Source organism: Kushneria marisflavi (assembly GCF_002157205.1).
Taxonomy (GTDB): domain Bacteria; phylum Pseudomonadota; class Gammaproteobacteria; order Pseudomonadales; family Halomonadaceae; genus Kushneria; species Kushneria marisflavi.
Genome location: NZ_CP021358.1, coordinates 2,905,400 through 2,921,269, shown reverse-complemented (window position 1 = coordinate 2,921,269; position 15,870 = coordinate 2,905,400). Strand labels below are relative to the sequence as shown.

The window sequence follows — 15,870 nt, the reverse complement described above, 5'->3', positions numbered from 1 at the left end:
GGCCCTGATATTCAAAAAAGGAAAATCCCGCATGTCCGAATCCCTGATGCCACAGCTCAATACCCAGCTTGAGACGCTCACGCCGCAGCTCACCGCCTGGCGGCGCGATTTTCACCAGCACGCCGAGTCAGGCTGGGTCGAATTTCGCACTGCCTCACTGGTCGCCGAGGAACTTGACCGTCTTGGCTATCAGGTCACGCTGGGACGCGATGTCGTTGATGATACCTCACGCATGGGCGTACCTGACGCCGATACTCTGGCCCGTGAAGAGGCGCGCGCGCGTACTCAGGGCGCCATCGAGCGCTGGCTCCCTCAGCTCTCCGGTGGTTTCACCGGCGTGGTGGGCGTCCTTGATACCGGTCGCCCCGGGCCCACCCTCGGCTATCGCATCGATATGGACGCGCTGGACCTTGAAGAGTCCCGCGAGGCCTCGCACCGCCCGGCACAGCAGGGCTTCGGCTCGCAAAATGCCGGTATGATGCATGCCTGCGGTCATGACGGTCATACCACCATCGGGCTGGGGCTGGCACGATTGTTCAAGACGTTTGAATCCGAGCTTTCCGGGCGCATCAAGCTGATCTTTCAACCGGCAGAGGAAGGCGTACGCGGGGCCCGCTCCATGGTGACCGCCGGCGTACTCGATGATGTTGATGTCTTCATTGCCACCCACATCGGTCTGGACATTCCCTGCGGCGAAATTGTCTGCGCTCAGGATGGCTATCTGGCCACGACCAAGCTCGACGTGCGCTATACCGGCGTGCCGGCCCATGCCGGCGGTCGTCCTGAAGAGGGGCGCAATGCCCTGCTGGCTGCCGCTCAGGCCGCCGTGGGGCTGCATGCCATTCCCCGTCACAGCGGTGGTGCCTCGCGCATCAATGTCGGCGTGCTCAACGCCGGCAGCGGTCGTAATGTTGTCCCTGCCACGGCGATGATGAAGATCGAGACCCGCGGCGAAAATACGGTCATCAACGAAGAAATGCGCCGCCGCGCGATCGATGTCATCGAGGGGGCCGCGCAGATGCAGGGCGTCAGTGTCGAGTACAGCCTCGCCGGTGAAGCCGATACCTGTACCTCGAGCCCGGCACTGGTCGATTACATCCAAAAGCGCATCGAAGGGTTGCCGGGCGTTGAGGTGGTCACGCCACGCATCAGCGAACCCTCGGGCTCCGAGGATGCGACCTGCATGATGAAGCGAGTGCAGGAGCGCGGTGGGCTTGCCACCTACATGATCTTTGGCACCGAGCTGGCCGCCGGCCACCACCATCAGTGCTTTGACTTCAACGAGGACGTGCTGCCGCTGGCGGTGCGCACCCTGGCCCATCTCGCCTTCGACATGGCGTTACCGGGAGCGCGCCATGACCGCTGAAGCCCCACGTGAAGAGACCCCGGCGATGCGCCTCAGTGCGCGGGTCGAGGCACGTCGCGATCAGTTCATCGCACTGGCCGATGCCATCTGGGACCATCCCGAAACCCGCTTTGAGGAACACGTTTCAAGCCGCCTGCTGGCTGATGCGCTCGAGGCCGAAGGCTTTCATGTCGAGCGCGGCGTGGCCGGGATGGAGACGGCGTTCGTGGCCAGCATTGGCAGCGGTGCACCGGTGATTGCCCTGCTTGGCGAGTTCGATGCCCTGCCCGGGCTCAGCCAGCGCGGCGGCGCCAGTGCCCACGAGCCACTCGAACCCGGCGGCCATGGGCATGGCTGCGGCCACAACCTGCTGGGCACGGCGGCGCTGGCCGCCGCCGTGGCCGTGCGGGATGAGCTGCACTCGTGTGGCAGACTCGAAGGGGCCGGCACCGTGCGCTTTTACGGCTGCCCAGGCGAGGAAGGCGGCTCGGGCAAGACCTTCATGGTCCGCGAAGGACTGTTCGACGACGTCGATGTGGCGCTCACCTGGCACCCCATGACGTTTACCGGGCTTTTTTCGACGCCGACGCTTGCCAACATTCAGGCCTATTTTCGCTTTCATGGCACGGCCGCCCATGCCGCCAACTCGCCACACCTGGGCCGCAGTGCGCTGGACGCGGTCGAGCTGATGAACATCGGCGCCAACTATCTGCGCGAACACGTCCCGGAACAGGCGCGTCTTCACTACGCGGTGACCGATGCCGGTGGCAATTCCCCCAACGTGGTCCAGTCCAGCACCGAGGTCCTTTATCTGGTACGCGCCCCCGCCATGCCCGAGACCGAGGAGATCTACGACCGTCTGCAGGAGGTGGCTCGCGGTGCGGCGCTGATGACCGGCACGAGTGTCGAGGTGACGTTCGACAAGGCCTGCTCCAGCTACCTGCCCAATCGCACGCTAGAAGCGTTGATGTTCGAGCAGATGGAGACGCTGGGCGCGCCTGACTTTGACGAGCAGGATCAACGCTATGCCCGTAAGATTGCCGATACCCTCACCCCGGCAGGCAGGCGGGCCGATCTCGACACCATGCGTCGGATGACCGGCAACGACACTCAGGCCCGTATCGAAGCGTTTGAGGATCAGGCGCTGGCCGATGCCGTGCTCACACCGGGCGATGGTCGGGAAATCATGAAGGGCTCCACCGATGTCGGCGATGTCAGCCGCGTGGTACCCACCGCACAGTGCTATGTCAGCTGCTTTGCCATCGGCACGGCTCTGCATACCTGGCAGGTCGTCGCTCAAGGGCGCAGTGCGCTGGGTCACAAGGGCATGCTGCGAGCGGCAGAGATACTGGGCAGCACGGCTCTGCGGCTGCTGGAAGATCCCGAGCGGGTAAGTCAGGCACGCGAGGAACTGTCGCGTGTGAACGCGCGTACGCCCTACATCTGTCCGATTCCGCCGGACGTGACACCCTCGCCGCTGGCTTCCTGAGTCGAACCAGCGCGGACAGCCCTTTCCCTGTCGGGTTATGATGGCGCGATATTACTCTCACGAGGAGCCGTTTCGTGACCGACAGGGACCCGGTACTTCATGATCAACCCGGCGCCGACGATGACCCCATGATGGTGCGCATCGGCTACGCTCTCTATCTGGCCAGTCTCCTGACCGGCATTACCGCGCTGGCCGGTCTGGTCATCGCCTATATCTATCGCGGCCGCTCGTCAGGCTGGCTGTATGATCACTACACCTTCCTGATCCGCACCTTCTGGATCGGGCTTTTTTATATGGCGCTGGCCACAATGCTCTCGTTTCTGGGCGTCGGCGTGCTGCTGTTTCCGCTGATTACGGTGTGGATCATCGTGCGCTGCGCGCGGGGCTGGCGCGAACTCGAGCGCCGACGTATCCCGTCGCCGCTGATGAACTGGGCCTGGTAGTCGCGCCTTCGGCCTGGTCCTTTCCCTACAGACACAAGCCTTTGCCCATAAACAACGCCCGCAGCAACCGCTACGGGCGTTGTTTGTTTTCTCAGGGCGCGTTCGCTACACGGCGTTTAATCCACCAAAGCGACCGTTGCGATAATCATCGACCGCCTGCTCGATCTCCTCACGCGTGTTCATCACAAACGGGCCGTGAGACACCATCGGCTCCTTGAGTCGTGGGGCGTGACCAAACAGCAGGGTCGCATCGCCTGAGCCGCGGATCTCGACGTTATCCCCTTCCTGCTCGAACTCGATCAAGTGGCAGGGGCGAATCGCCTGCTCGGAAATCATGATGTTGCCACGCACCACGTAGCAGAAAATTTCGTGATCCTCGGGTACCGGCAGGTGAATGAGTGAGCCTTCCCTGATGGTGATGACCGACATGAAGGTGGGCGTCAATGTTTCGATCGGGCCGCGGAAGGTACTGCCCTGTTGATCGAACTCACCGGCGATCAGCGTCATGTGTCCCCGACCATTATCGAGTTCGACCTGCACCAGCTCATCGGCCTGAAGCCCGGTGTAGCGCGGCTCGGTCATCTTGAGCTCGGCGGGCAGATTGATCCAGAGCTGGAGAATTTCCATGCGGCCGCCTTCGCGCCGAAAGGCTTCGGGCGAAACCTCCGAGTGCACCAGACCGCTGCCGGCGGTCATCCACTGCACGCCGCCGGCGTTGATGATGCTTTCATGGTCACCGCTATCGGCATGCGCCAACGAGCCATCGAGAATAAAGGTGACGGTTTCAAAACCGCGATGGGGATGTGGGCCGAACGGCAGGCCCTTGTTATCGCGATCGTAAACCTGCGGCCCGTGATGATTGAGAAACAACCAGGGATCGAGATAGTCGATCGAGGGGCCGGGCAACGGTCGATGCGTAATCAGATCGCCGATGTCATCGCGAATGGCGGTATGCAGGTGCCGTACTTTTCGAGCTGTCATCGGTGTTTTGTCCTGTATTTAAATGAAACACGGGTGACGATCAGTGTAAGACACATCCCCCGCCTGCGCCGTTAACCTGTCATGGGAATGACGCGGATTCACGCCGCCGCCATGCTCAATCGGCGCAGCCGCAGCCCCACCAGCAGCGCCAGCAGCAACAGCACCGCGATGAAGGCACTCACGCCATTCCAGCCGGCCATGTCCCAGAAGGTGCCGCCCAGCGTGCCGGCCAGACTCGAGCCCAGGTAGTAGCTGAACAGATAAAGCGAAGAGGCCTGACCGCGGGCCTGTGTGGCGCGCTGCCCGACCCAGCCGCTGGCGATCGAATGGGCGGCAAAAAAACCAAAGGTGAAGATCAACATGCCGACCATGATCAGTGCCACGGGTGAGGCCAGCGTCAGGGCAAGGCCTGCGAGCATTACGACCACGAAGACCCAGAACACGCGCGAGCGCCCCAGTCGGTCGGCCAGCCCCCCGGCCCAGGCCGAACTGTAGATACCCGACAGATAAACGATCGACAACAGCCCGATCACCGTCTGGCTGAAGTGATACGGCGCTTCCAGCAGGCGATAGACAATGTAGTTGAACAGCGTCACGAAGCTGCCCATCAGCAGGAACGCCTCCAGAAACAGCCACGGCAGTCCGGCATCACGAAAGTGCAGCCGAAAGGCCCCTGCCAGATTGGCGATGCTCAGCTTTCTGGGTTCAAAGTGACGTGAGGCCGGCAGCATCTTCATGAACGCCAGCGCACTGATGAGCGAAATGATGCCCATGGTGGCCAGCGTCACTCGCCAGTTGACGAAATCCACCATGACGCCGCTGATCAATCGTCCGCTCATGCCGCCAATGGCATTGCCGCCGATATAAAGCCCCATCGACACGCCGATGAAGCTCGGGTGTATCTCCTCGTTGAGATAGGCCATCGCCACGCCACACAGCCCCGCCATGGAAAGCCCCGCAAGTGCCCGCATGACAAGGATCATGCCCCAGTCCTGCATGAACGATGCACCGATCGTCAGCGCAGAGGCACTCAACAGCGCCAGCGACATCATTTTCTTGCGCCCGATGGCGTCCGACAGCGGCCCGGTAATCAAAAGCCCTACCGCCAGCATACCGGTCGATACCGACAGCACCAGGCTGGTGCTGGCCGGATCGATCCCGAAGGCCTCGGACAAAATCGGCAGCATGGGCTGGACGCAGTACAGCAGCGCAAAGGTAGAAAAGGCGCCCAGAAACAGCGCCAGCATGGTCGGTCGATAATCGGGGCCGCCACGCTCGATGAACTCGGCACCTTGCGATGATTGTTGAAACGATACATTGGACACATCCGATGTGCCGTTGCCCTTGTCACTGGTAAGGGGCATGGTCTCTCCCTGGCATCTGCCGCCTGTCGGCGGCGTTGAACCCTTCATTGTCTGACATCAACCGGCAGTGTGCGCGACGGACTGGTCGCGACGTGCCGTTCACTTGTGACGTACCCTTCATTCGAGACCTGGCCTTCGTTCGCCACGTGCTATTCATTTGCCACGTACTATAGAACGTTCGGGCCATACTCACGGCCACCAGACGTGACGCCATTACGTTCTACCTTTCCCTCATGGATCATCCTGAGAGGCCATCAGGCACTCGCGTAGCAAGGCCTGCGCAGAGCCCGGCATCAGCGGGGCGCGCGTCACCATCATCAGCTCACGCTCGATGGCAGGTGATGGCAGTGCATGAACGCGAATGTCGCGATCGATGTCCCGACACCACAGCCCCCCCATCGGCACCAGTGCAACGCCGAGACCGGAGGCCACCATGCGCACAATGGCCTCGATGTCGTCGACCTCGAGCACGGTCGAGGGTGCAAGGCGCTGACGCTTTAAAAAACCGGCCACCTGACGTCCGCCAAAGGAGCTGCGGTCGTACTGGATAAAGGGATGTCCGGCCAGAATCTCCAGCGGATCGCCGCCGGTCACCTCATGCGGGGTAATCAACACAAACGGTTCGCGATGGAACACCTCCCCCTGAAGGGACGCCGGCAGCGCAAAGGGCGGGCGAATCAAAAGCGCCATATCCAGCTCGCCCCGATCCACCTGATCCAACAGCGTCAGTGACACGCCCGGTATCAGCTGGACATGCAGATCAGGCGCCTGCATGCGCATGTCCCGCAGCACCGGCGGCAGCAGCGTGCCCTGCACACTGGTGATGGCCCCCAGACGTAGATGTCCCTGCAGAGCAGTGCCATCGTTTTTTTGCATCTCATCGGCCAGTGCCAGCATCTGCCTGGCCAGGCGCACGACTCGCTGAGCGTCCGGTGAAAGGCGCAGCGCACGTCCGGTACGAATGAAAAGCGTCATGCCCAGTCGGTTTTCAAGCTGGCGGATGCGCGAGCTGATGGCCGATCGTGACAAGCCGATCTGTGCCCCCGCCGATTCAAACGTGCCATGTTGTACGACCGCCAGCAGCGCCTTGAGCTCCTCAAACATCACGAATCCTGCTTTATGGTTTTCAGACGGGCATATTATGCGCTTTTTATTCGATTATTCCGCATTCATATTGAGGGTATTCGTGCTTTCCAAAGGCGAATTTTCATCCTGACAGGAGCTCTCCATGGCACTTTCTCCCTTTCACCTGGCCATTCCGGTACATGATCTGCCTGCAGCCCGGGCGTTTTACGGCGAGACCTTCGGATTGAGCGAGGGGCGCTCAAGCGATCAGTGGGTCGACTTTGATTTCTACGGCCATCAGCTCGTGATTCATGAACATCCCAAAACGCCCGCTCAGGAGAATGCCCATACCAATCCAGTCGACGGACATGATGTTCCGATTCCTCACTTTGGCATTGTACTGGGCTGGCAGGAGTGGGAGCGGCTGGCCGAGCGACTTCGAGCGGCCGGAACGGTGTTCGTGATCGAGCCCTACGTGCGCTTCAAGGATCAGCCCGGCGAGCAGGCGACCATGTTTTTGCTCGACCCCTGCGGCAACGCTCTTGAATTCAAGGCCTTCAAGGACATGAGCCAGCTCTTCGCCAAATAGACCCGCTTTTTGCGATGGAGGACGGCCGACAGGGCTTGACCGCCCGGCGCCGAACAGCACAGAGTGACAGTGCGATGGCCTGGCCATCGTCTGCTTGACGGGGTGCCGGTGAATTCCGGCTGAGATAGCGCAGGACGTGCTCTTTTGAGAGTGCCAAGCGCTGGTCCCGCTGAACCTGATCCGGCTAATGCGCTGTTTGGAAAAGCGCGGGTACCGGCGTAGGGATCAAGCGATGGCGCCGGTGTAACGTCTCACTCTTCTCCACGCCACTTCCTCGATCTTCTCGCCTGCCCTTCGGATCGCTACCACCGGAGGCTTTATGGGCTACTGCCTTACCGACCTGATCAACGCTTGTCAGAACGACTGGCGCGCTTACATCGAGCACGATTTCGTGCGACAACTTGGCGCCGCCACGCTCTCAGAGGAATCCTTTCGCCACTACCTGAAGCAGGACTATCTGTTTCTGATCCACTTCGCCCGTGCCTGGGGGCTGGCCGTCTACAAAAGCCGCGACATGACGGAGCTGCGTCACTCGCTGGACAGTTTAAAGACCATCGTGGATACCGAAATGGGCCTGCACATAGGCTATTGCCGGGAATGGGGCATCGATGAAGAAAGCCTGCATGATCTACCCGAAGCCCACGAAACGCTGGCCTATACCCGCTTCGTGCTGGACTGCGGCCACCGGGGCGAACTGCTGGACCTGCATGTGGCGCTGGCGCCGTGCCTGATCGGCTACGCCGAAGTGGCCGACTGGATCACGTCACACCCACAGACCGTGACTTCTGATACCCCCTATCAGGCGTGGATCGACATGTATCGCGACGAGAACTACCAGCAGGCCGCCCGGCGGGAGCGCCGCTGGCTGGATGCGCGGCTGGCCGAGGTGTCGCCGAGGCGTTTTGAGCAGTTGATCACCACCTTTCGTGATGCCACGCGTCTTGAAAGCGCCTTCTGGCAGATGGGGCTTGATGCGGCAAGCTGAGCGGCTATGCAACCGATTGTTATATTTTCTGCTTCGCATGCTCTACCTGAGCTTCGAGCAAAGGATCAAGTAGCATCCAGATTTCTTGCTCGGGGTCGAACTCGAAATAGAGTGACCTACTAGGAGTACTCAGATTTTCTGCAATTTCGGTGATACTATCGCTAGGGTACATCTGGAAGTGCTCTGACAAGAGTCTGTACATCGAATCAACCGCAACCTCATATTTTTTTAGCGACACACCTTCCGGAAAAACAAACTTCAGAGACCTTCCATCTTGCAAAGACACTATGGTTGAAAATAGCAATGAGCGCTTCCGATCTCTATGTTCCGGATGTTTGCCGTATAGCCTACGAGTAAGCTGCAAGATACCTTTCTTCAGAGCCTGATAATGATCCTTTCCGGCCTCTTGGAGGAATCCCTCGAAGTACGGTTTTGCCAAATACGCGATCACCAATGTCGGCAAGGCCCAGTCAATAGAGGCGTAGAAACCACGGGATCGCGATTCAATTTTTATCTGGAGACGGGGATCAGAAACTGTGGCAGAGAACTCATCTATAAAATCCTGAGAAATGTCTTCCTGATACGAAATACCGATGTGTATTTCTTGACTCATATCCCCTGCCTATAAATATGACGCCGCCATGCACGCGCATGTCGCGTACATAGCATTGTTAGACATTCTAGCTTATATATTTTTTTGCAAAACTTGCTAACTCTTGAGCCCTTTTAGGCTCCCAGTCATTATTTAAAGCAAATTGCCTTATTGCCTCCTCTGTTGCCGTGTGCCCTTGTTTTTTAAGGTCAGAGAAGGCTCTTTTTGCCATGTCTTTATCCGATGGATGGCTTAGCCCTGTTGACATGTTGATACAGCGACCCAGTCGTAAAATTTACTTTTGAATAGGAGTTGGCAATGATGATTGCGATGCCACCCAAGAAGAAGCGCCAACAATTTTTGGATTCTATGTTGATAGCCAACGCTTTCCATCCACCTCTAGCCAAGGCAGGAAGACGATAGTGCTAACATTTCCGATACTGTCAACAATGTCTATGTCTTTATCAGTTAGATATGCGGCAAGCACCACCTGATAATTTTCATATTTTGAAATATTTTTAGGTATATTGAATTCTAGGCGAATGCCGTCATCCAGATCGACGGCTTCACCTTTACTCAACGCTTTTGTCACTTGCGGACCAAGAAATATTGCTATATCAGAAGACCCAAAACTACCTTTTACGAGGAACAATAACACAATCCGTTTAAGTCCTGCTTCTTTGCATAGGTGATAAGCCTCATCTAGCGCCAACTTAATATTATCCTGGCTTTAACCGTTGTTTTCGATCAAAAATCTAGAAGCTGGCATATATATTCCTTTTCTATTTAACACGCGGCTTAGCGGCGCGAACGTAGTGAGTGTCCAAGCCGCGCTTTTTGCAGCTGATGCTACAGCCACTTGTTATATTTATTTACTCAAACTCAAACACTACATTGCCTGAACCAGCCCTAGCAATACTGCAGAGATCATTTTTTGATTTACTCAAAGTAACTCTCCTTATTTTGAAAATATATAACGCTTCAAAGCCGGTGCAGCTTCGCTACATCCGCGTGCTTTGATTTATTAGGCATTTTCATCTGGGATCAACTCACCATCATATTTTTCTGCTGCATCAAGCACTGCAGCAAGAGCATTTTCTGAGCTAGCTCTTCCACATATTTTTTCCATCAACGATCTTCGAACATAATACCTAGATGGCAATTCTGGATTTTTAATATTCTGAAGGCCCTGAAAAGAGCACGTTGCCAATATACCTTGCATATTATCGACCATCTCATCGTGCGACAACTCTATTTCATACGGGAGCTTTTCGAAGTGCTCTGCTTCTATAATCTCGTCTATTACTGATTTTTTCCATACAGTCCCAATTTGAGGGTCCATCTCTCCCTGAACACCTATACGTCCCACATAGATACCTGCGAGAATCACAGCTTCTTGGTTGAGTTGATATGTAGAGCCGCGAATTTGAACCCTCCCGTTAGGGTTGTAGTACAGCACGGGAGAACCTGACATCCCGCTTTTTGACGCGCTATCGATGAGAAATTTTGGTTCCCTGTTCCAACCCTGCTGTACAGATGAAGCAATTGTGGCCCGCTTCCATACAGGCTGTGAATAAAAGTCCTGCACATTGTGCGGATACCCTGGAATAAATAATTCCTCAGTCACATCAACGCTATTAAACCATTTCTCAATCACTTCAGAATTTGGAACAAGATAGCTTTGTATAGGGCATATTTCAGTAGTTTCACCGCCATGTACTTTCATGACAGGGGAGAAATTCATGTCTCTACATTCACCTGTTGAAAGGTATACTTCAGACAAAAAAGTTGCACCAGGATCAAAGGGTATAGCCGCCACATCCACTCTAGGATAATTTTCAGGATGAATATAAAAAAGTGATTTATCTTCATCAACCAAGGGTATTGTAATTGAGTGGCGAGTCACCACACCAAAAGTAGCCACACTAACGGCAAGATTAACCACTACATTATCAGGTATTGCCAACTTCTTTGATAATGGCTTTAATGTTTCAGAATGTCGACCGGCCAGATTATGCCAAGCTGTAACAATAAAGTAGTCTGATCCGTGCTTATAGATAACTCCTGAGCCGATTGAAAGCTCAGTCTTTTGATATCTCATCGTCAAATGAACGACAGAATTACTAGCTGCTGCCAAACTTAACTCCTATATGGTTAGTTGAGGCCGGCAAAAGATGCCTAACAGTGATCATATAGTCAGCTCTATAACCTCAATAAACGCACCGGCAGGTTCATTTGGGTTATTCAGCCGCTCTGATCCAACCTACCTCATTAATTTTATTATTGGCAAAGCAAATGTTGGCTGCCCATACCAAATTCGCGTGCTGGCACGATTTGCCGTTCTCAGCAATACTGTATATATAAATATAAGTTTATATACAAAGAGATACCCCCTGAAGCTAATGGATAGGACCTGGGCTACCTTACGGATAAAACGCTATAGCCTGCGCACTGAGCAAACCTGCTGTTGTTGAATTCGACTCTTCGTTCGCATTCATGTCATGCAACACCCCATCATTATGCAAGATAGAGGTTGAGCAGTTTCTGGAGCATCCTGCGATAGAATGGCACGCGCCAGCAGCCACGCAGAATCGGACCTTGAACGCGATCATTTTTTCTCTATCGCCATGTGCTGGATCAAACTTTAGGCGTTATTGGCCTTTTTGGTCGTGCTAAACGCCCGCAGCATTTACCTAGCATGCTTTCCCATAAAAGGTCATGCGCATTTTCGGGCACTTTTCAGGCTCGTTGCACCTTTTGCGAGGTAAGGCGCCGGACAGGGCTTGACCGTCCGGCGCTGAACAGCACAGACTGAGCCCGCGATGGCATGACCATTGCTGCTTGACGGGGTGCCGGTGGAACCGGCTGAGATCACCTTGTGTCGCCTGGCGATACCACGGTGGATCCCGATGAACCTGATCCGGCTAATACCGGCGTAGGGATCAAGCGAAGGGTCCACGCTGCCATCAATGGCATCTCGCAACACCTCCCCTTCTCTGCCTACGCGGTGCGCCGGCTGACTGATGTCACGCTCTGGAGCACACCATGACCGATACCACCGCCGCTCACGACGCACGCTCCCCGCGCCGCGATCGGAAATCTCCGACCTTTCTGGCCGATACCGCCAAAGTGAACGGTGCCGCCATTGCCCCGCTGCCCGCCTCGCGAAAGGTCTTCATTGAAGGCTCGCGACCGGACATTCGAGTACCGATGCGCGAAATCAGCCTCTCGCCGACCACCACCCGTGATGGCATCGAAGAGAACCCGCCGCTGCTGGTCTATGACACTTCCGGCCCCTATACCGACCCGGACGCCGACATCGACATCCGTCGCGGGCTTGCAGACCTGCGCCGCACCTGGATCGATGAGCGGGGTGACACCGAGTGGCTGGATGGCCCTACCAGTGAGTATGGCCGCCGTCGCGCTGAGGACCCGCGCCTGTCGACCCTGCGCTTTGCCCTGACGCGCACGCCGCGACGTGCGAAGGCAGGCCAAAACGTGACCCAGCTGCACTACGCCCGCCAGGGCATCGTGACGCCCGAGATGGAATTTATCGCCCTGCGCGAGAACCAGCGCCGCCAGCAGATGGGTACTGCAGAGGTCGAGCGCATTCTGGGGCACCAGCACAAGGGGGAGAGCTTCGGCGCCCGCTTGCCGGGGGAGATCACGGCAGAATTCGTGCGTGAGGAAGTGGCCCGCGGGCGGGCGATCATCCCCAACAACATCAATCACCCGGAAAGCGAGCCGATGATCATCGGGCGCAACTTCCTGGTGAAGATCAACGGCAATCTGGGCAATTCGGCGGTGACTTCCTCGATCGAGGAAGAGGTCGACAAGATGACCTGGGGCATCCGCTGGGGCGCCGATACCATCATGGACCTCTCGACGGGCCAGAACATTCACGAGACCCGCGAGTGGATCATCCGCAACTCGCCGGTGCCGATCGGCACGGTGCCGCTGTATCAGGCGCTCGAGAAGGTCAATGGCGTGGCCGAAAACCTCACCTGGGAGATCTTTCGCGACACGCTCATCGAGCAGGCCGAACAGGGGGTGGATTATTTCACCATCCACGCCGGCGTCAGGCTGCACCATGTGCCGATGACCGCCGAACGCACTACCGGCATTGTCTCGCGCGGCGGCTCGATCATGGCCAAGTGGTGTCTGGCCCATCACGAGGAGAGCTTTCTCTACACGCACTTCGAGGAAATCTGCGAGATCATGAAGGCCTATGATGTCGCCTTCTCGCTGGGGGACGGCCTGCGCCCTGGCTCAATCGCCGATGCCAACGACGCCGCCCAGTTCGCCGAGCTTGAAACCCTGGGCGAGCTGACACAGATCGCCTGGCGTCACGACGTGCAGGTGATGATCGAGGGGCCGGGGCACGTGCCGATGCACCTGATCAAGGAGAACATGGACAAGCAGCTTGAGTGCTGTGACGAGGCGCCCTTCTATACCCTGGGGCCGCTGACCACCGACATCGCCCCGGGCTATGACCACATCACCTCCGGCATTGGTGCGGCGATGATCGGCTGGTACGGCTGCGCCATGCTCTGCTATGTCACTCCCAAGGAACACCTGGGCCTGCCCAACCGCGATGATGTCAAGACCGGCATCATCACCTACAAGATCGCCGCCCACGCGGCGGATCTCGCCAAGGGCCACCCTGCCTCCCAGCGACGCGACAACGCACTCTCAAAGGCACGCTTCGAGTTTCGCTGGGAAGACCAGTTCAATCTGGGGCTTGATCCGGACACCGCACGCGAATATCACGACGAAACCCTGCCGAAGGACTCGGCCAAGGTGGCGCACTTTTGTTCCATGTGCGGCCCGAAGTTCTGCTCGATGAAGATTAGCCAGGAAGTGCGCGACCGTTTTCATCACGGGGCACAGGACAGCGGCTCTGAGGGTGATGAAGCGGCCAGGCAGCGCGGCATGGCCGAGCAGGCGGCGAAGTTTCGCAACAGTGGCGGCGAACTCTACAAGGAAATTTAACTTACCGATGCAGCACAGGGCCTCAAAAGTCCCGAGCGGCCTGAATGCATGGGTGTACGCACAACGGCGCCCTGTCAGGGCGCCATATCAAGCTCAAGCACATGTCCGCCCAATCGCTCGACAAGAAAATCCAGCAAGGCCTGAAGCGCCGGCAGTCGTCCGCGACGAGCAGAAAACACCGCATGCAGCGAAGCATCTGCCGGCTTCCAGCCAGGCAGTACTTCTATCAGTCTACCGTGACGCAGGTCTTCTCCGGCAACCAATACAGGTAGTTGTGCAACTCCCAGACCGGCCAGAGCGGCATGACGCAGGGTGACCAGATCATCGGTACATAGCCTCGGCATATATTCGACTTCGGAGTATGCCTCCGCCGGGCCGTACAGATGCCAGACACACCGCCCGTCATTACCGCGTCCGCCCAATGCGGGAAAATGATCGAGCTGTTCGGGAAGATCGACTTTCCCGTAGCGCTCAAGTAGTGCAGGCGCCATCAGAAGCCGACGCTCACTTCGCGCGATAAAGCGCATGTTCAGATCACTGTCTTCCAGCGGCAGTGACCTGACACGCAGCGCAACATCGATGCCTTCATCAACGATATCTACCCGCCGATCAGTGGCCAGCAGCTCGACCCTGACCTGGGGATAGCACGTCATGAAGTCCGACAGCACTGTCGCCATCCTGAAATGCAAAATACCCATGGGACAGCTCAGCCGAATCAACCCCCGCGGCGCGGCCAACGCCTGATCGATCGCCTCCTCAGCAGCCACAGCCTGATCCATCATCGCCACGCAGTGACGATGAAAGACTGTCCCCAGTTCACTCAGCGACAGACGACGTGTACTGCGGTAGATCAACTGGACGCCCAGACGGCGCTCCAGTGCTGCAATGCGTCGACTCAGGCGCGACCGGGGAATCCCCAGTGCACGGGCGGCCTCACTGAAGCTTTCATGTTCGATGACGCGAACAAAATAATGAATATCGTTCAGATCAAGCATCGACTTGTATCACCAGCAGGACAATGCATTGCTTTTGAGACATCTAATCAGCATGCCCCAACCCGAATAAACTAGGCGCCCGCCGCTTTGTCATTGATCGTTGACACGGCCCACACTTTTCATTACTGATCGAGGTCTAACCATGGGACACCGTTATCCCCCGGCATTTGAAAATGTTTCCGTACTGCTCGCAAGGGTGCTACTGACGCTGCTTTTTATATTGGTGGGCTGGGGCAAGCTCATGGACCCGCAGGGAACCATTGAGACCATGCAGCGCCTGGGCGCGCCTGTGCCCACCGTTTCAGCAATAATTGCCATCATCATGGAAGTGCCCGTCGCGCTGGCCATTTTGCTGGGTTACATGACTCGACCGCTGGCCCTGTTGCTGGCCCTTTATACGCTGGGGACGGCTTTTATCGGGCATGCCTACTGGCTGATGCCGGACGCACAGCAATACGGCAACATGCTCCATTTCTATAAAAACCTGGGCATCGCCGGTGGACTGCTGCTGCTTGCCAAAACAGGACCCGGCGGTTACGCCCTGGACCATTGGCAAGACAAAAGGAAAACCGCTACCTGAATGGCAGCGGTTGCTTTCAGCAAAACACTCACTTGCCCTGCCCAGAAAAATATTCAGGCAGGCTCGAAGCGCTTTTGCAGGTAGCCCTTGATGGCGTCGGATTCATACATCCATTCGGTCTGACCATCGTCACCCTCAATGGCCAGACACGGCACCTTGACGCGCCCGCCGCCGGCCTTGAGCGCCTGTCGGGCAGCCTCGTCGTGCTGGGTGTCGCGCAGAGCGATCGGCAGCGCCAGACGATGCATTTCATGGCGTACCTTCACGCAGAAGGGGCAGGTGCGAAACTGATAAAGCGTCAGCGTCTGGCAGGCGCGATCCACCTCGGCCTGCGCCTGGGGGGCGCGTGTGATCGGCTCGGGACGACCGAAACGGTCGCGGGCGATCATGACAGGCGCCAGCACCAGCCGCACGGTTTTGAAAAAGTAGCGCATGACGATTTTCATGATG

At 57.2% G+C, this 15,870-nt stretch carries 16 protein-coding genes and 2 riboswitches; of the genes, 7 read left to right on the top strand and 9 right to left on the bottom strand.

From position 1 onward, the window contains the following. The first annotated feature begins 31 nt into the window (after positions 1-31). From B9H00_RS13330 to B9H00_RS13320, 3 genes are all read left to right on the top strand, one after another. A complete protein-coding gene (locus B9H00_RS13330) occupies positions 32-1,366 on the top strand; it encodes an amidohydrolase (RefSeq protein ID WP_269466846.1) in 1,335 nt (444 codons plus the stop codon). After that, on the top strand, positions 1,356-2,834 hold the full coding sequence (locus B9H00_RS13325) for an amidohydrolase (protein ID WP_236944284.1): 1,479 nt from the start codon (positions 1,356-1,358) through the stop codon (positions 2,832-2,834). Before B9H00_RS13330 ends, B9H00_RS13325 begins: the two co-directional genes overlap by 11 nt. 74 nt (positions 2,835-2,908) lie before the next feature. Next, positions 2,909-3,277, top strand: a complete 369-nt coding sequence (locus B9H00_RS13320) for a DUF4870 family protein (protein WP_086901054.1) — start codon at positions 2,909-2,911, stop codon at positions 3,275-3,277. 105 nt (positions 3,278-3,382) lie between these two features. Here the strand turns inward: B9H00_RS13320 and B9H00_RS13315 are convergent, their stop codons facing one another. The 3 genes from B9H00_RS13315 to B9H00_RS13305 all read right to left on the bottom strand — a co-directional run bounded on the left by B9H00_RS13315 (position 3,383) and on the right by B9H00_RS13305 (position 6,726). Next, complete coding sequence (locus B9H00_RS13315; protein ID WP_086901053.1) at positions 3,383-4,258, bottom strand: pirin family protein; 876 nt, start codon at positions 4,256-4,258, stop codon at positions 3,383-3,385. Between the two features lie 98 nt (positions 4,259-4,356). Continuing rightward, positions 4,357-5,622, bottom strand: coding sequence for an MFS transporter (locus tag B9H00_RS13310; protein ID WP_086901052.1), 1,266 nt, complete (start codon positions 5,620-5,622; stop codon positions 4,357-4,359). Positions 5,623-5,853: 231 nt separating this feature from the next. Beyond that, positions 5,854-6,726, bottom strand: a complete 873-nt coding sequence (locus B9H00_RS13305; protein ID WP_086901051.1) for a LysR substrate-binding domain-containing protein — start codon at positions 6,724-6,726, stop codon at positions 5,854-5,856. Between the two features lie 124 nt (positions 6,727-6,850). Here B9H00_RS13305 and B9H00_RS13300 point away from each other — a divergent pair, with 124 nt between their 5' ends. Together B9H00_RS13300 and tenA are read left to right on the top strand one after the other, a co-directional pair. After that, positions 6,851-7,276 (top strand): VOC family protein, encoded by a 426-nt coding sequence (locus B9H00_RS13300; protein WP_086901050.1) that lies wholly within the window; start codon positions 6,851-6,853, stop codon positions 7,274-7,276. Between the two features lie 88 nt (positions 7,277-7,364). Beyond that, positions 7,365-7,518, top strand: a riboswitch (TPP riboswitch). A 77-nt stretch (positions 7,519-7,595) separates the two neighbouring features. Then, positions 7,596-8,261, top strand: a complete 666-nt coding sequence (tenA, locus tag B9H00_RS13295) for a thiaminase II (protein WP_086901049.1) — start codon at positions 7,596-7,598, stop codon at positions 8,259-8,261. Between the two features lie 19 nt (positions 8,262-8,280). On the opposite strand, the gene B9H00_RS13290 is transcribed toward tenA, so the two are convergent. From B9H00_RS13290 to B9H00_RS13280, 4 genes are all read right to left on the bottom strand, one after another. Continuing rightward, on the bottom strand, positions 8,281-8,874 hold the full coding sequence (locus tag B9H00_RS13290) for a hypothetical protein (protein WP_086901048.1): 594 nt from the start codon (positions 8,872-8,874) through the stop codon (positions 8,281-8,283). Positions 8,875-8,941: 67 nt separating this feature from the next. Further along, positions 8,942-9,085, bottom strand: coding sequence for a hypothetical protein (locus B9H00_RS16820; protein ID WP_157663224.1), 144 nt, complete (start codon positions 9,083-9,085; stop codon positions 8,942-8,944). A gap of 135 nt (positions 9,086-9,220) precedes the next feature. Continuing rightward, positions 9,221-9,565, bottom strand: coding sequence for a hypothetical protein (locus B9H00_RS13285; RefSeq protein ID WP_086901047.1), 345 nt, complete (start codon positions 9,563-9,565; stop codon positions 9,221-9,223). Positions 9,566-9,877: 312 nt separating this feature from the next. Further along, positions 9,878-10,990: a serine protease family protein gene (locus B9H00_RS13280; protein WP_086901046.1), complete on the bottom strand. Its 1,113-nt coding sequence runs from the start codon at positions 10,988-10,990 to the stop codon at positions 9,878-9,880. Between the two features lie 698 nt (positions 10,991-11,688). Then, positions 11,689-11,812, top strand: a riboswitch (TPP riboswitch). Positions 11,813-11,898: 86 nt separating this feature from the next. On the opposite strand from B9H00_RS13280, the gene thiC reads away from it, so the two are divergent. Then, on the top strand, positions 11,899-13,845 hold the full coding sequence (thiC, locus tag B9H00_RS13275; protein WP_086901045.1) for a phosphomethylpyrimidine synthase ThiC: 1,947 nt from the start codon (positions 11,899-11,901) through the stop codon (positions 13,843-13,845). Positions 13,846-13,919: 74 nt separating this feature from the next. On the opposite strand, the gene B9H00_RS13270 is transcribed toward thiC, so the two are convergent. Continuing rightward, positions 13,920-14,840 carry a LysR substrate-binding domain-containing protein gene (locus B9H00_RS13270; protein ID WP_086901044.1) on the bottom strand — a complete coding sequence of 307 codons (921 nt, stop codon included), beginning with the start codon at positions 14,838-14,840 and terminating at the stop codon, positions 13,920-13,922. Positions 14,841-14,982: 142 nt separating this feature from the next. Here B9H00_RS13270 and B9H00_RS13265 point away from each other — a divergent pair, with 142 nt between their 5' ends. After that, entirely contained in the window at positions 14,983-15,420 is a 438-nt protein-coding gene (locus B9H00_RS13265) for a DoxX family protein (protein ID WP_086901043.1), read from the top strand. Between the two features lie 53 nt (positions 15,421-15,473). On the opposite strand, the gene B9H00_RS13260 is transcribed toward B9H00_RS13265, so the two are convergent. Continuing rightward, the gene (locus tag B9H00_RS13260; protein ID WP_086901042.1) at positions 15,474-15,866 is read right to left on the bottom strand and encodes a glutaredoxin family protein; all 393 of its coding nucleotides are present in this window, start codon (positions 15,864-15,866) and stop codon (positions 15,474-15,476) included. Between the last annotated feature and the right edge of the window lie 4 nt (positions 15,867-15,870).

What these genes read in the sequence shown, in the direction of transcription:
- B9H00_RS16820 (WP_157663224.1), bottom strand. Translation starts at nt 9,085, where the DNA reads ATGGCAAAAAGAGCCTTCTCTGACCTTAAAAAACAAGGGCACACGGCA.
- B9H00_RS13265 (WP_086901043.1), top strand. Translation starts at nt 14,983, where the DNA reads ATGGGACACCGTTATCCCCCGGCATTTGAAAATGTTTCCGTACTGCTC.
- tenA (WP_086901049.1), top strand. Translation starts at nt 7,596, where the DNA reads ATGGGCTACTGCCTTACCGACCTGATCAACGCTTGTCAGAACGACTGG.
- B9H00_RS13330 (WP_269466846.1), top strand. Translation starts at nt 32, where the DNA reads ATGTCCGAATCCCTGATGCCACAGCTCAATACCCAGCTTGAGACGCTC.
- B9H00_RS13290 (WP_086901048.1), bottom strand. Translation starts at nt 8,874, where the DNA reads ATGAGTCAAGAAATACACATCGGTATTTCGTATCAGGAAGACATTTCT.
- B9H00_RS13315 (WP_086901053.1), bottom strand. Translation starts at nt 4,258, where the DNA reads ATGACAGCTCGAAAAGTACGGCACCTGCATACCGCCATTCGCGATGAC.
- B9H00_RS13325 (WP_236944284.1), top strand. Translation starts at nt 1,356, where the DNA reads ATGACCGCTGAAGCCCCACGTGAAGAGACCCCGGCGATGCGCCTCAGT.
- thiC (WP_086901045.1), top strand. Translation starts at nt 11,899, where the DNA reads ATGACCGATACCACCGCCGCTCACGACGCACGCTCCCCGCGCCGCGAT.
- B9H00_RS13260 (WP_086901042.1), bottom strand. Translation starts at nt 15,866, where the DNA reads ATGAAAATCGTCATGCGCTACTTTTTCAAAACCGTGCGGCTGGTGCTG.
- B9H00_RS13300 (WP_086901050.1), top strand. Translation starts at nt 6,851, where the DNA reads ATGGCACTTTCTCCCTTTCACCTGGCCATTCCGGTACATGATCTGCCT.
- B9H00_RS13310 (WP_086901052.1), bottom strand. Translation starts at nt 5,622, where the DNA reads ATGCCCCTTACCAGTGACAAGGGCAACGGCACATCGGATGTGTCCAAT.
- B9H00_RS13305 (WP_086901051.1), bottom strand. Translation starts at nt 6,726, where the DNA reads ATGTTTGAGGAGCTCAAGGCGCTGCTGGCGGTCGTACAACATGGCACG.
- B9H00_RS13270 (WP_086901044.1), bottom strand. Translation starts at nt 14,840, where the DNA reads ATGCTTGATCTGAACGATATTCATTATTTTGTTCGCGTCATCGAACAT.